The organism is Nonomuraea sp. 3-1Str (assembly GCF_031570565.1).
Taxonomy (GTDB): Bacteria; Actinomycetota; Actinomycetes; order Streptosporangiales; family Streptosporangiaceae; genus Nonomuraea.
Map to the genome: position 1 here is coordinate 56,624 of NZ_JALHBK010000007.1, position 13,882 is coordinate 70,505.

At 69.0% G+C, this 13,882-nt stretch carries 13 protein-coding genes and 1 pseudogene; 7 read left to right on the forward strand and 7 right to left on the reverse strand.

Annotation, left to right across the window (positions count from 1 at the left end; genetic code table 11):
* Positions 1-10 precede the first annotated feature (10 nt).
* Entirely contained in the window at positions 11-871 is an 861-nt protein-coding gene (locus MTP10_RS13825; RefSeq protein ID WP_310709763.1) for an alpha/beta hydrolase, read from the reverse strand.
* 62 nt (positions 872-933) lie between these two features.
* Here MTP10_RS13825 and MTP10_RS13830 point away from each other — a divergent pair, with 62 nt between their 5' ends.
* Positions 934-1,371, forward strand: a complete 438-nt coding sequence (locus MTP10_RS13830; RefSeq protein WP_301309554.1) for a helix-turn-helix domain-containing protein — start codon at positions 934-936, stop codon at positions 1,369-1,371.
* A gap of 101 nt (positions 1,372-1,472) precedes the next feature.
* Here the strand turns inward: MTP10_RS13830 and MTP10_RS13835 are convergent.
* From MTP10_RS13835 to MTP10_RS13845, 3 genes and pseudogenes are all read right to left on the reverse strand, one after another.
* Positions 1,473-2,217 (reverse strand): annotated as a pseudogene (locus MTP10_RS13835) (transposase family protein).
* A gap of 706 nt (positions 2,218-2,923) precedes the next feature.
* Complete coding sequence (locus MTP10_RS13840) at positions 2,924-3,262, reverse strand: hypothetical protein (protein WP_310709548.1); 339 nt, start codon at positions 3,260-3,262, stop codon at positions 2,924-2,926.
* Between the two features lie 453 nt (positions 3,263-3,715).
* Positions 3,716-4,000, reverse strand: coding sequence for a hypothetical protein (locus MTP10_RS13845; RefSeq protein WP_310709549.1), 285 nt, complete (start codon positions 3,998-4,000; stop codon positions 3,716-3,718).
* Between the two features lie 241 nt (positions 4,001-4,241).
* Between MTP10_RS13845 and MTP10_RS13850 the strand changes: the two genes are divergently transcribed.
* Positions 4,242-7,541, forward strand: a complete 3,300-nt coding sequence (locus tag MTP10_RS13850; protein WP_310709550.1) for a serine/threonine-protein kinase — start codon at positions 4,242-4,244, stop codon at positions 7,539-7,541.
* 450 nt (positions 7,542-7,991) lie between these two features.
* On the opposite strand, the gene MTP10_RS41960 is transcribed toward MTP10_RS13850, so the two are convergent.
* Both MTP10_RS41960 and MTP10_RS13855 read right to left on the reverse strand, forming a co-directional pair.
* Complete coding sequence (locus MTP10_RS41960; RefSeq protein ID WP_397334458.1) at positions 7,992-8,504, reverse strand: tyrosine-type recombinase/integrase; 513 nt, start codon at positions 8,502-8,504, stop codon at positions 7,992-7,994.
* Between the two features lie 20 nt (positions 8,505-8,524).
* The gene (locus MTP10_RS13855; RefSeq protein ID WP_310709551.1) at positions 8,525-9,001 is read right to left on the reverse strand and encodes a hypothetical protein; all 477 of its coding nucleotides are present in this window, start codon (positions 8,999-9,001) and stop codon (positions 8,525-8,527) included.
* A 227-nt stretch (positions 9,002-9,228) separates the two neighbouring features.
* Here MTP10_RS13855 and MTP10_RS13860 point away from each other — a divergent pair, with 227 nt between their 5' ends.
* From MTP10_RS13860 to MTP10_RS13870, 3 genes are all read left to right on the forward strand, one after another.
* Positions 9,229-9,924, forward strand: coding sequence for a glutamine amidotransferase-related protein (locus tag MTP10_RS13860; RefSeq protein ID WP_310709552.1), 696 nt, complete (start codon positions 9,229-9,231; stop codon positions 9,922-9,924).
* Positions 9,921-10,805, forward strand: coding sequence for a LysR family transcriptional regulator (locus MTP10_RS13865; protein WP_310709553.1), 885 nt, complete (start codon positions 9,921-9,923; stop codon positions 10,803-10,805). The genes MTP10_RS13860 and MTP10_RS13865 overlap by 4 nt, the downstream gene beginning before the upstream one ends.
* 398 nt (positions 10,806-11,203) lie before the next feature.
* Complete coding sequence (locus MTP10_RS13870) at positions 11,204-11,398, forward strand: hypothetical protein (RefSeq protein WP_310709554.1); 195 nt, start codon at positions 11,204-11,206, stop codon at positions 11,396-11,398.
* Positions 11,399-11,663: 265 nt separating this feature from the next.
* Here the strand turns inward: MTP10_RS13870 and MTP10_RS13875 are convergent, their stop codons facing one another.
* Positions 11,664-12,191 carry a CGNR zinc finger domain-containing protein gene (locus MTP10_RS13875; RefSeq protein WP_310709555.1) on the reverse strand — a complete coding sequence of 176 codons (528 nt, stop codon included), beginning with the start codon at positions 12,189-12,191 and terminating at the stop codon, positions 11,664-11,666.
* Between the two features lie 26 nt (positions 12,192-12,217).
* On the opposite strand from MTP10_RS13875, the gene MTP10_RS13880 reads away from it, so the two are divergent.
* Both MTP10_RS13880 and MTP10_RS13885 read left to right on the forward strand, forming a co-directional pair.
* Positions 12,218-12,682, forward strand: a complete 465-nt coding sequence (locus tag MTP10_RS13880; protein ID WP_310709556.1) for a GNAT family N-acetyltransferase — start codon at positions 12,218-12,220, stop codon at positions 12,680-12,682.
* Entirely contained in the window at positions 12,667-13,842 is a 1,176-nt protein-coding gene (locus tag MTP10_RS13885) for an MFS transporter (protein ID WP_310709557.1), read from the forward strand. Before MTP10_RS13880 ends, MTP10_RS13885 begins: the two co-directional genes overlap by 16 nt.
* Positions 13,843-13,882: the final 40 nt, after the last annotated feature.

The window sequence follows — 13,882 nt, forward strand, 5'->3', positions numbered from 1 at the left end:
AGGTGTGAGCTCAGACGGCCCGGGCGTGCTCAATGAGAAGGTCGGCGAAGGCGTCCGGCTGGTCGATCGGGGTGATGTGACCGCAGTCCTCAAGCAGGTGCTGGGTGAGGCAGCCGGTGATCGGTTCGAGCTGGCGGGCGGTGGCCGCGCCGATCGCGCCACCGCCGATGGCGAGGGTCGGCGTCGTCAGTCGCTGGTCCTGCGCCCAGTTCCCGATCCATTCCGCGGTGGCCGGCACCGCGCGGTAGTGGTCGAAGGCATTGCCGAGACTCGTTTTGCCCCGATATGCCTCGACGATCACCCGTGTAAGGTCTGCCGGCAGACCTCGGCGACTGCCGGCGGAGAGGAAGAAGCGGACGTAGCGCTCCGCCGAGTTCTCCAGGACGTCCTCGGCCAGACCACCGGGCGCCTGGTGGAAGCCGAACCACCACGGCGGCCCCTGTCGTAGGAAGGCCTCGGCGCCGGGCAGAAGTCCGATCAACCCTTCGGACAGGGTCAGGCTGGTTACGCGCTCGGGCGAAGATGCTGCCAGGGCGAATGCCGGAGTGACACCTAGATCGGTGCCGACGACGTGTGCCTCGCGGTCACCTAGGACGTCCAACATTCGGAGCAGGTCCGTGGCGATCGCGGATGCCTGGTAGCCGCGGACGGCGGGTGTGCTGTCGCCCAGCCCGTGCAGGTCCGGCGCGAGGGCCCGGAAACCTGCCGCGGCCAGCCGGGGTGCGACATCGCGCCAGATCGCGCGGGTGTGTGGGAAGCCGTGCAGCAGCAGCACGGCCGGCCCCTGCCCGAGAGTCTCCACGGCGAGTTCGACCCCGTCGATCGGTATCCGGTGCACGGTCGCGCCGGGAAGGTGAGGGGAAAGAGTCATCTGGCGCACAGGTGCCCTCCTTGATTACGCTTGGGAACGTGGTAACCGTAGGAGACCGTTCAATGAACGGGGAAGAAGGCACTTTTCCGACACCAGGTGACCTCGTGGTAACTGCCTCGCGGCAGGGGAACTTGTTCGATCCTCTGTGCCCGACACGGCTCCTGCTCGACCGGGTGGGGTCGCGATGGACGACCATGGCGGTGCTGTCGCTTGCCGCCGCCGAGGGCGAGCTGCGGTTCACCGAGTTGAAGCGCGAGATGACCGGTGTGTCGCAGAAGATGCTGGCGCAGACCCTCAGGGCGCTGGAACGAGACGGACTTGTCGATCGTCGTGTCGAGGCGAGCAAGCCTCCACGGGTGTACTACCGTCTGACCGGCCTGGGCGCCACGCTCGTCGCGCCGCTGCGAAGTCTGCGAGCCTGGGCTGAGCAGTACATGCCCCTGATCCAGCACAACTGCGATATGTTCGACGCCGCCGACCGCCCGGACGGCCACGGCTAAACAGCCGCGAGCCGACGAAGGACTCCTCCAAGCTGCGTGATACTGCGTTGGCATGGATTTCGAAAGGCGGGTGGTACACCGCCAAGATCAGTGACCTCTTTTCATCCTCGGGCGATTTCGTAGTTCTGCAGAAGAGCGATGGCTTTGCAGAGGTGCCCAGCCTTGAGTGGGCAGCAGTGGAGCTTCCGCAGGATGCGCCAGGTCTTGAGCTGGGCGTTGGCGCGTTCGCCTGGACCGCGAAGGCGGGCGTGTGATCGGTTGGCCCGCTTCTGAGAGGCGAGCTTGTCTCTGCCCTTGTAGGGCGTGATGACCGGACCGTCGGCACCCTGGTAGCCCTTGTCCGCCAAGACAACGATCCCGGCCCGTTCCAGTTCCCTCAGGATGCCCCCAGATCCGGGGAGCGCTGAGATCGTGCGTCCTGCCCGGCAGCGCCCCCGCGGTCCACAGGGTCGCCCCGTCCGGTGACGCGATCACCTGGATGTTCATCCCGTGCACGCGGTGCTTGCCGGAGAAGTACGGCCGGTCGGCGGCGACCCGGTCGGTGCGGATCAGCGTGCCGTCCAGCACCAGGTAATGCACTCCATCCCGGCGGGCCTTGCGCAGCGCCTGCCCAAGCTTGAGCGAACGCGCCGCCAGCAGCATCACGGTCTCCTCCACATGCCGTCAAGCGGTCGCGGTGGAGACACCGAACCCGGCCCCCAGCTCGGTGAACGTCTTGCCCTTGCGCAGGTGAACCAGCACCAGCAGGGCCTGCTGTCCCGGGTTGAGCAGCCGCCAGGCCGACTTGTTCGCCTTACGATGCCGGCGGATCGCTCCGGCGACGTAGTTCAGCGTTGAACGCGACAAATCGACGGCAGCACGATAGACAGCATCCGAGGCCCCTGGTTGTGACGGATCTGGTTGTGGCGATCAATGCATCTACCAGGGGTTTCTTACGTCGTCAGGCGATCGCCAAGCTCGCGATTAGGCTGTGACCAGCGCCCTGCCGTCAGGGGGATGAAAAAGCCTCAGTGATGCTGGAGTACTAAGTAGTGGCGAGGCGGAGTTGGCAGCAGAACCGTAGGTCGTTCTGGAGTTCAGCGAGGGCTTGAGCGGCGCGCTCCTTGTCGCCTCGATCTCTGCTGGGTGACAAACTGAGTGACGATCTAGACGTACGAGCTCGGACGTTCGCGGACTCTCGGAGACGGGCGACGCAGGTCAGAGGCCATATTGGTGCTGCTGGCCATCATGGTCAACTGGCTTCGCATCGAAGGGGTCAGGGGTTCGAATCCCCTCATCTCCACCCAGGGTCGTTCTTGAGACGGCCGGACTGAAGTTGACGGGATCCCGTCTGATCATCGCGATCAGGCGGGATCTTGTTGTTTCAGGGGTTTTCCGAATCGGGTTCGTCCTGATTGGGGACCGCAGGGCGGGTGTCTGGGAAGGCCCGGGTGTTGTCAGGCCGCTGGTGGGGGAGCGGGATCCGGCCGTTGGGCATGGCGAAGCCGGCGGTGGGCTGGGCGCTGCGGTGGGGTGGCGGGTTCTGCGGCTTATGGGGTGGGTGGTGGCCTGCTCAGGCCTGCGGGTGGTGTGCCGTCGAAGGGCTCGACTGGAGTCTGCGGGGTGTCGGCGGGTGTGATGGGCTCGTTTTGGGGCTGGTGGGTGTGGCGCCACTGGCGAGGAAGTGGTCGTTGGCAACCGTGATGAGCAATGCGACCAGGATGGTCTGGGCGACGCGTCCGTGGGCGAGCCGGTTCTTGGGATCGCCGAGGTCGAGGTCGTGTCCCTTGAGTCGGCCGTTGATGCCTTCGGTGTTGGCGCGGACGGACCTGTAGGTTCCGATCCAGGCGGGACTGAGGCAGGGCAGGTCTTGGCGGAACTTGTCGAGGTGCCCGAGGTCGTCCTTGCTCAAGGTGATGGTGTGCTGGCGGCAGATCTTCGGCAGCTCGTCCGTCTTGTGGTCGGGTGTCGGGGGCAGGACGCGGGGTATGGCCGCGAGGTGAGCCGCTCGCTGCCGGGCACTGGAAGCGGATCGAGCCGTCTGCGTTCGCGCTCTGTTTGAGACGCAGCAAGTACGGCCCTCGCGCGGTGATCAACGCGTTGAGTTCTTCCGATGGTGTGCGGATGGCGGCGTCGTCCAGGCCGGTGGTGGCGCGGGCGAGCCTGCCGGGCATCAGCGGGCAGGCCAAGGAGCCGTCGATGGGCAGGGCACCGTGGGCGCTGCCCTGCACTCCCCGTTGATCCACTTTGTAATCGAGTGCGAGTCGGTAGCCGAGTTCGCGTGCGGGTTGGGCGAAGTGGCCGGGTTGTTGGTCGGTGTAGGCGCGGTCGACGACGGCGAATGCTGCGGGCAAGCCGAGGGTGGTCAGGGCGGCCAGCACACCACCCTGACCCACAGCGCCCGGTGCCGGCGGCTCATGTCGTCGCGGTCGTCGGACCACTGGTAGCTGTACTCGGCGATGCCGTCGTGCCTGTCGACGAGGACCTGCCCGTACGTGAACCCCTTCGGGATGTGGTTGACGCGAACTCCTTTGATCGCTGCCGCGCCTCTCGCCGGCTTGTCGACCTTGGCAGCTGACGACCGCAGAATGTCTGCTTTGGAGGGGACGGGACAGCTCGGCCGCCCCGCCGCCTGTGCGGGGAAGGCCACGACAGACGCGGCAACAGGGAGCACGGCCAGGGCGGCAAGCTTCTAAAGCTTGTTCATGTCAGGGTTGGATGCGTCCGGATCGAGAAGGGTTCGGCACTCTTTTCGAGTTCCGCCCGCCGCAGCGTAGGGCCCAAGACAGCCCACTCCGGCGCGTCCCAGGGATGGGATCGCTCAGAAGGAGCGATGCGCACATGGGTATTTTGGGCAGAACTTCGTCGGTGATGAGTGCATCAAACCGAGCGTGTTGATCGAAGGAGACCCTCAGCGGCTCGGTCGTTACTGGCTGGCCGGGCGGCTCGGCGCCGGCGGCCAGGGAGTGGTGTACGAGGCATATGCCGAGGACGGCCGCCGGGTGGCGATCAAGGTGCTGCACGGCGATCAGGTGGCCCAGCTCGGCCGGGAGGCGGCGGCCGCCCAGCGGGTGGCCTCGTTCTGCACCGCGCCGATCATCGAGGCCAAGCTGGAGGGCCCGCGTCCCTACATCGTCAGCGAGTACGTGGAGGGCCCGAGCCTGCGCACGGCGGGCAGGATCTTCGCGGGTGACGACCTGCACCGCCTGGCCACCGCCATCGCGACGGCGCTGACCGCCATCCACGACGCCGGGGTGATCCACCGCGACCTCAAGCCCGACAACGTGCTGCTGGGCCCGGACGGCCCCCGCGTGATCGACTTCGGCATCGCCAGGACCGCCGAGATGTCGCTCACCGCGACCGGCGTGGTGAGCGGCACGCCCACCTACATGGCCCCTGAGGTGTTCGTCGGCCAGCGAGCGGACGCCTCGGCGGACGTGTTCGCCTGGGGAGCCGTCATCGTCTTCGCCGCCACTGGCCGTGATCCGTTCCACGCCGAGAACCTGGGAAGCGTCATGCACCAGGTGTTGTCGGCCACCCCCGATCTGTCCGCGCTGCCCAGCACGCTGCGCCGGTTGGTCTCCTCGGCACTGGCCAAGGAGCCGACCCAGCGGCCGACCGCCCGCGAGCTGCTGCTGGCGCTGGTCAGCGGCGACGGCGACCTCGACACCGCCCGCCTGCTCGCCCAGGGCGGCCGCCGGGCCGCCGGGATCGGCGCGCAGGGGCACGATCCGGCGCTCGGCACGCTGGCCGAGCAGGCGTACACGATGCTCGATCCGGCCGAGCGCGAGCTGGTCCCCGAGGTGTTCCTGCGGCTGGTGACGGTGGACGAGGCGGGCGAGCTGTCGGCCCGGCACGCCGAGCTGGCCGAGCTCGTCGAGGGGCGGGCGCCGCACGAGGTGGCCGCCGTGCGCAGGATCCTCGCCGTGTTCGGCTACCTCCTGGCCAGGCAGGACGGCGGCGTACGGCTGGCCAGGCCGGCCCTGCCCCAGGCCTGGCCGCGGTACCGCCGGTGGATCGAGACCAACCGCGACGGCCTGGCCGTACACCGGCAGATCCTCGCCGCGGCGCGACGCTGGGAGACGGCGGGACGTCGGGACGGCGACCTGTTCCAGGGCAGCAACCTGGACAACGCGTTGGAGTGGGCGGCCACCGCCCGCCGCGACATCACCCTGTCGCCCACCGAACGCGACTTCCTGTCCGCGGCGGCCACCCTGACCAGGCACAGGGCCAGGCGGGCCCGGCTGACCTCGCTGAGCCTGGGCGGGCTGCTGGTGATCGCGCTGGTGGCCGGCGGGCTGGCCGTACAGCAGAGCGCGGTGGCCGACGACCGGGCCGAGCAGATCGCTGGGCAGCTGACCAGGTCGGAGGCGGCCAGGCTCGCGGGGGTGGCGACCACGACCCGCGGGAGCGACCCTCGCCAGGCGATGCTGGCGAGCCTGGCGGCCTGGCGGCTGGACCGCACGCCGGCCACCAGGGCGGCCCTGGTGGCCTCGCTGGCTCAGCGCGAGACGGCGATGTTCCGCGACCCGTCGACCGCGGGCGACACGGTACGCACGCTCGGCGCCGACGGCCGGACGCTGATCAGCGCTGATTCCACCGCGACGCGCGTGTGGGACGTGCGCAACGGCCGGCTCCTGCGGACACGCGGCGCCCGGCCGGCTGAGCCGATGGACAGCGTGACGCTGAGCCCGTCGGGCAAGGTGCTGGTGACAGTGACGGCCAGGCGCGCATCCGCGGTGGACCTCGTCAGCGGCAGGCCGATCAGCGACTACGTCTTCCCCACTGCCAAGGATTTCACGAACGAGTGGGTCGACGTGGCGTTCGAGCGGGACGATTCCGTCCTGCTCCGGGAGGCTGACCGGCGTACCCGCTGGGACCTGCGAACCGGCGCCGCCAAGGCGCTCGGGCCCGCCCCCGCAAGCACATTCAGCCGGGACGGGGTCTGGCGGGCCGCATGGCGCGGTCGCCAGCTGGAGCTGACCAACCTGAGGACCGGGACGAAGGACTTCATCGGCGACAAGGACGGCGCCGGCACTCAGGGCACCTGGAACGGTGGCGAGGCCGTGTTCGGCGCCGGCCTCGTCGCGACGGTGGCATCGGAGTCCATCCAGTTCTGGCGCAGGTCGGACACGCAACTGCTCACCACGGTCCAGGTACGGGGGGGATCTGAGGAGGCGGTGCGGGGGGCCTTCGACGGAAGCACGTTCCGCTACCTGCTGGGCGACCAGGTTTTCTCGGTGGACGTGGCCGACCTGACCACCGAGGACGACGATCACTCTGTGGGCACGGCGGCGCTGAGCGGCGACGGGCGGTTCGTGGTCCGCGACGGCGAGCTGTCGGCCGTCGGCGGGAGGAAGGTCGGCGCGGTGCCGGAGGCGGAGTACGCGGTATTCAGCCCGGACTCCCGTTTCGTCGCCATGTTCGGGCCCGGGGTGCGGATCGTGGACACCGCCTCGGCCGCCGTCCAGGGCACGCTGCGCACGTCCGCCGTGCAGGTGGCCTTCTCTCCCGACGGCGCCAGGCTGGTCGTGGTCACCGAGAAGGGCGGGGTCGAGCTGTGGGACCGGCAGACCAGGCGGCGCATGTGGTCGGCCGAGGCGGGCGCGGCGACGTACGCGGCCTTCTCCTCCGACGGGCGCACGCTGGTGGTGGCGGGCGACCGCGTTCACCTGCTGGAGACGGCCGCAGGCAAGGCGTTGGGGCCGGCGTTCGGCGGCGGCGGCAGGAACGCCGAGGGGGTGCACGCGTATTTCACCCGCTCCGGCAAGGCGGTCGTGGTGCTCGACGCGCGGCGACGGATGACGGTCTGGGACGTGGCCACGCGCCGCAGGCTCGCCACCGCGCGCGGGTTCGGCGACCCCGCCGCCTACTCGCCGCGCGAGGACCTGCTCGCCAGCCTTCAGGTGGGGGGAAGGGTGCGGCTGGTCGACGTGATGTCGGGCACGGACCTGGGCGCGCTGCTTGACCAGGGCGGCGGGCAGGACCCGGAGATCGGGGAGCCGCTCGACGTGGCGTTCACCGGCGACGGGTCGGCGGTGCTGACCGTGGACCGCAACGGCGCGGTCAGGCGGCACGCCGTGGGCGGGGAGGCGTTGGCGGCGGCGGTGTGCGCGAAGGCGGGCGGACTGAGCGCAGCCCAGTGGCGGGTGATCGTACCCACGCTGCCGTACAGGAAGGCGTGTCCCTAGCCGGCGACCGCGACGAAGCCCGTGCCGCGGTGGGTCACATCGGAATAGGCGCGTGTGCGATCCTCGCCCTCAATGGTCTGCAACTGACGACACCCGACCACATCCGTGGACGGGTCATGGTGTTCGTCTTCAGCTCTCGTCCGCGTTCCGTTCTCCGCGCGATCATCTGGTCAATAGGGTCATCACGTATCAGGGTCACACAATTGGATACCCCCACGAGGGCCCCTTCGATGCCTGATGCTGACCTCACCGGCCCCGCATCGTCAACGCTCAGAACGGAGCGACACCGGGCCGGGTGTAACGGCCCGATCGCAGGCTGAGCGGGAAATGATCTCCAAGAGTTCGGGAAGCGATCTTCAAACAGTCGTTCCTCCGCACGTCACAACCACTTGTGAACACCCCACAAGACCAAAAGCCCGATCCTCGCTTCGAGGATCGGGCTTTTACTGGTCAGCCCAGGTGGGGGTGGTCAGTCGTCGAGATCAGAGGGTGGCGCCTCCGCCGAACACAACCCGAGCCCTGTTGTTGCGGTCGCGTGACGCGTGTGTAGCGGTTGAGCGTGGTGGAGATCTGCTCGTGGCCGATCAGTCCGGCGACGTCGTTGACCGGGACGCCTTCGGAGACGAGCCAGGTGGCGTAGCGGTGCCTCAAGTCGCCCTTCGCCCGTGTGCTGGGCGATGTGGGTGACCGCCGCCTCCTTGGTCGGGAAGTGCTTGGTCTGCTCGGTGCCGGCCTTGTTGGTCCAGGTGTCGACGCAATCGCTGCCCGATGGCACCACTGAGCCGAGGAGGCCGGCCCGGAAGGCGTCCCGGTGCGCGGTGAGCAGGTCGACGGCGAAGCGGGGAAGTGGAACCTCACGGCGACCGGCTCTCGACTTCGGGTATGGCTTGATGCTGACGTGCCCGTTGACCTCCACAGCGACGCGGAGCACGCGGACCGTGCCCGCGTCGAGGTCGACGGCATCCCAGCGCAGGCCCGCGCATTCACCCCACCGTAGGCCGGCGCCGGCCGCCAAGGCGACGACCGCGCGATACCGGTCGGGAACGTGGCGGAGGAGCGCGGGTGAACTGCTCGCGGGTGATGATCCGGTCGTCGTCGTCCTGGCGGCGCCGCTTGGGGAGGCGAACGCCCTCGCAGGGGTTGGCCCCGATGAGTCGATCGCGGACGGCGGACTTCATGACGCCGGGCAGGAGACGGTGGCATTCGATCACCGTGGCCGGGGAGAGCCGCTTGCCGAGGTCGGTGATCCATGCCTGAACGGCTGCGTGGTCGATCTTTCCGAGAGGCAGGTCGCGCCAGCGGGCCAGGACATGGTTTCGCATGATCGACGCGTCGCGGGCGGCCGTGGCCAACTCGTGGTTGCGGGATTTGAGCCAGGTGTCCGCGTAGGGCCGAACGTGGTCTTGCTCGCGTGAGGGTCGACGTACGTCCCGCGTGGTCTGGGCAGCCTTGGTGATCACTGGCGGAGCTGGTGCCGCTGCTGGCGAAGATGTCCACCGGCCCGCCGCCCAGCGCCGAGATCAGCCGGTGCAGGCCGCACTCCTGACCGCGGATGCCGCCGTCGTCGCCCAGCCTACCTGCTCACCGCCGCCGACCTGCGCCAACTGATCTGACATGAGTGATCGCTCATGGCGGGGGCGTGGTCCAACATTGGCGCTCATGGCTGGGTCGTCGCATAGTGAGGGCCATGGACCGATCCCTGCGCGTCGCGGTCATTGGCGACCGCGACCCCGCGTTTCCTCTGCACCTGGCCACCGACGACGCGCTGCGCCACGCCGCCGCGCACCTCGGCATCGCGGTGGACGTCCGCTGGCTCGCCACCGAACCGCTCGAGTCCAATCTGGCCGAGGTCAAGGCCGCCGACGTGTTGTGGTGCGCGCCCGGCAGCCCGTACCGCAGCCTGCTCGGCGCTCTGGCCGCGCTCCGGCACGGCCGCGAGCACGGCGTCCCCACCCTGGGAACGTGCGGCGGCTGCCAGCACATGGTCATCGAATACGCCCGCCACGTGCTCGGCTATGAGGACGCCCAGCACGCCGAATACGACCCGTACGCCTCGACCCTGTTCGTGTCGGAGCTGACCTGCTCGCTGGCGGGCAAGACCATGCCCGTGACCCTGGTTTCCGGTTCCCGGGTGGCCACGTCGTATGGGCGGACCGAGGTCGAGGAGGAGTACTACTGCAATTTCGGCCTCGACCCCGGCCGACAGGGAATCCTGCACGACGGCGGCTTCCTGGTCACTGGCGTGGACGGCGGCGGCGAGGCCCGGGTGCTGGAGATCCCCGGGCACCCGTACTACGTGGCCACGCTGTTCGTGCCGCAGGCCCGCTCCCGTCCCGAGGCACCACACCCCTTGGTGGTCGACCTGCTGCGTGCGGCGCTATGACGTTCACCCAGCTCAGGATCCTGCAGGCGGTCGCGCGAATCGGCAACATGACCAGGGCCGCGGAGGAACTGGCCACCACCCAGTCCGCCGTCAGTCACGCGTTGCGCGCGCTGGAGAGCGAGCTCGGGGTGGCGCTGCTGGTACGAGGCAATCAGGGGGTGAGCTTGACAGCGGCGGGGCGAGCTGTGTGCCGCCGCGCCACCCTGATCCTCACCCAGGCGGAGGCGCTGGAGCAGGAGGTGGCCGCGATCCGCGGGCAGGAGCGCGGCAGCCTACGCGTCGGCGTCATCCCCAGCGCCAACGCCCGGCTGCTGCCGCCCATCCTGCGCCGGTTCGCCGAAGCGCATCCGCGCGTGCGGCTCACGGTGATGGAGGGCTCGGACAACGAGGTCCTGGAGTGGCTCGAGACCGGGGCGGCGGACATCGCCACCGTGTCGGCTGCAGTCGACGAGGCTCCGCTTCCGGCCGGGTCGGTGGCGCGGCCGCTCGCCGCCGACCGCATGTTGGCCGTCCTGCCCAGCGGCCACGAGTTGAGCGTCCGCCATTCGTTGCCGGTGGCCGAGCTGGCGCGGCACCCTTTCATCATGTCCACGGGCGGGTGCGAGCCGCTGATCACGGCGATCGCGCGGGCGGCTGGTGCGAGCCTGAAGTGTCACTACCGAGTGCGCGATACCAACAGCATCCTCGCCATGGTCGCCGAAGGGCTCGGGCTGAGCATCGTCCCCGAACTGTCGCTGCCCGCCCACCACGCCGGCGTGCACGCGATCCCGCTGGAGCCCGCCGCCGAGCGGATCATCCTCCTCGCCTTGCCCGCGGACCCGCTCCCCACAGCCACCGCCTTCGCCGAACTGGCCACCGCCCACCATGCGGCGTCCCCATGAACTCACGGGCGGTCAGTCAGGCTCCACAGCGCCGCCACCAGCGGTCTGCGCAGGTCGGCGCGGCGTACGCACAGCCCTACGGCGAGCGGCGCAGGGGCGGGATCGGTCGGGCCCCGGCGAGCGCTCTGGGACGCGGTCGCGCGGCACGGCGGAGAACATCGCAATGCCCTACAACGTCGGACCGGTGCGGGAAACGATCATTCGAGGTCCGGAAAGCGATCTTCAAGCAGGTCTTCTTCTTGCTGGACAACACGACTCGTGAACATCCCACCCAGGGTCGTTCTTGAAACGGCCGGACTGAAGTTGACGGGATCCCGTCTGATCATCGCGATCGGACGGGATTTTGTCGTTTCAGGGGTTTCCTGACCTGGCCTCTCTACTGGCCCCCATGGACGGAGATGGCCGATACAAGGTTTTCCGACGGTGACCAGCCCTCCTGGTACGAGTTCGAGTCGCTGACCTGGATCAGTCTGGCCCTTCACGTGCTGGTTGTGCCGACGACGGTTGTTGCGGCTCTTTATGTCCGCCGGCTGACCGCCATGCAGGCGGCTGAACTCGGCGAGCGACCGCTCACCCGCGTCCCGGCGGTGTGACATGCCGGGCACTGCAAGCAGGTGGCGCCGCCTGCATTCGGGCTCTGTTTGAGACGCAGCAAGGACGGCTCTCGCGCGGTGACCAGCGCGGTGAGTTCTTGCGATGGTGTGCGGATGGCGGCGTCGTCCAGGCCGGTGGTGGCCTGCGCGAGCCTGCTGGGCATCAGGGGGCATGCCAGGGAGCCGTCGAGGAGCAGCGCGCCGTGGGCGCTGCCCTGCACTCCCCGCTCATCCTCTTTGTCATCGAGCGTCGCCGGCCGGCCAGTCAGGTGGCAGGCGTGGACTGACGGGCGCGGTGGCGGCGGACCGCATCCCGGTTGGCGCACGGCTGGGAGCAGTAACGCTGCCGTGCGGTGCGTGAGGTGTCCGCGAAGATCGTCTCGCAGCCGGCGGCAGCACACCGTCCGAGCCGGTCCATGCCCCGGCTGACGAGGTGCATCGCCGTGCCCACGGAGATCAGCGCGAACAGCACCGCGCCGAGCGGCTGCAGGTCGTCGCGGTAGTGCAGGTGCCAACCATGAGCGTGATCGGTCAGCCGGGGGTAGGCGGCCGACCGGGCCAGCATCTCGTTGACCAACTCGGCCTTGGCGCGCTCGCCCGTGGCGTCGACGACGTTCGTCCAGGCGTCGATGACGGCGAGGGTCTGGTCGAGATCCGACGGTTCGACGGGGCGTTCCAGCACCAGACCGGCCGTGCGGCAGCGGTCGGCAAGTTCATCGGCGCTCGCCGGTGGGCGGTTCGCCAGTTCCGCGGCGAAGTTCACCACGTCCGCGCCGTAAGGGTTGAGGTGCACAAGCTCATTACATCAGCCTGTACGCCATGACTCGAACAGCAACAGAGCACGACATTCCGGAGCTCGTCCACCTTCGGGCACAGCTCTTCGAGGACCTCGGCGGCGACTTCTTCAACCCCGCTGACGCCGGTGACCACTGGCGCGACGCGCTGGCACGGGTTCTCAAGCAGAAGCTGACCGAACCCGACTGCCAGATCCTGGTCGTGGACGGCGACACCGGCCTGGCCGCCTGTGGCATCGGCACGATCGAACAGTGGTTCCCCGGCCCCCACTCCCGCAACGGGAGGATCGGCCACGTCATCGGCATGGTCACCGACCCGTCGTACCGGCGACGCGGGCACGGCAGGGCGATCATGCTCGGCCTGCTCGATTGGTTCCGCGACCGCGACGCCGTACGGGTCGACCTCACCGCCTCCCACGAGGCCGAAGCGCTCTACCGGCAGCTCGGCTTCTCCGACCACCCCGATCCCCTGCTGTGCTGGAAGCCGTGAAGACATCGCAATACCGCTGGGTCATTCTCGGTGTCGCGACCTTCACTCAGGCCGCGGCCGCGTTTTTCGTGCAGGGCATCGGCGCGATGAGTGTCCACCTGCAACGAGACCTGGAGCTGAACACGACCCAACTGGGCTTGCTGCTGTCGGCGGCTCAGCTACTTCCTCTAGCCGGACTACTCGTGGCGGGACGACTGCTGGACCGCCACGCCGAACGCTGGGTCGTCGGGATCGGTGCCCTTGTGGTCGCCCTCGCGCTGGCCGCCGGCAGCGCGGCCCCGGGGTACGTCTCCTTGCTCGTCGTCCTGCTGATCGTCGGTGCGGGCTACAGCACCATTCAGCCGGGCGGCAGTAAATCGGTGGCGTCCTGGTTCGACGCCTCGCAGCGTGGCTTGGCCATGGGCATCCGCCAGGCGGGGCTCCCGCTCGGGGGCGTCCTCGCCGCCTTCGCACTTCCCTCACTGGCGACGGCCTTCGGCTGGCGGTCCACGCTCGTGGCAGGCGCGCTCGTCGCACTGTCGGGCGCCGCCGCCTTCATGATCTTCTACCGCAGCCCACCGGACCAACGCCCCACGCTGACCACGTCCCGCGTGCGGCTGGAACTGCTCCGCGAGCCGTACATGAAGAAGATCATCTTTTCCGGTACGAGCATGGTGTCGGTGCACAGCGGCGTGGGCGTCCTCACCGTGCTGTACCTGCACGAGGTGACATCCATGGACTCCGCCTCGGCGGCCTTGGTCTACGTCGCGGTCCAGTGCGCGGGCGCGCTGGGCCGTGTCTGTCTGGCGGCCTGGAGCGACCGCCACAGGTCCGGCCGCTACGCCTGCGTCCTGACATGCCTGATCGCGGTGATCATCGGGATGGCGGTGTTGACGACCCCCATCGGCGGCTCCCCCGTCGCGGCCTGCCTGGCCTTCATCTGGCTCGGCTTCTTCGGAATCGGCTGGTACGGTCCCTGGATCGCCTACGCCGCCGAATCGGCGCCGCCGGGCCACACCGGATTCGCCCTCGGCCTGGCCATGGCCGTCAACCAGGTGGCGGTCATCCTGGCGCCACCCGTGCTCGGCCTGCTCACGGACCTGAGCGGCAGCTTCGCGCCCGCCTGGGCCCTGCTCGCCGCGTTGACCGCTGTCACCCTGACGACGACAGCCCGGCTGTGACCAGACGGTAGCCGCTGCAGCCCTCGGACGACGGCCGGCG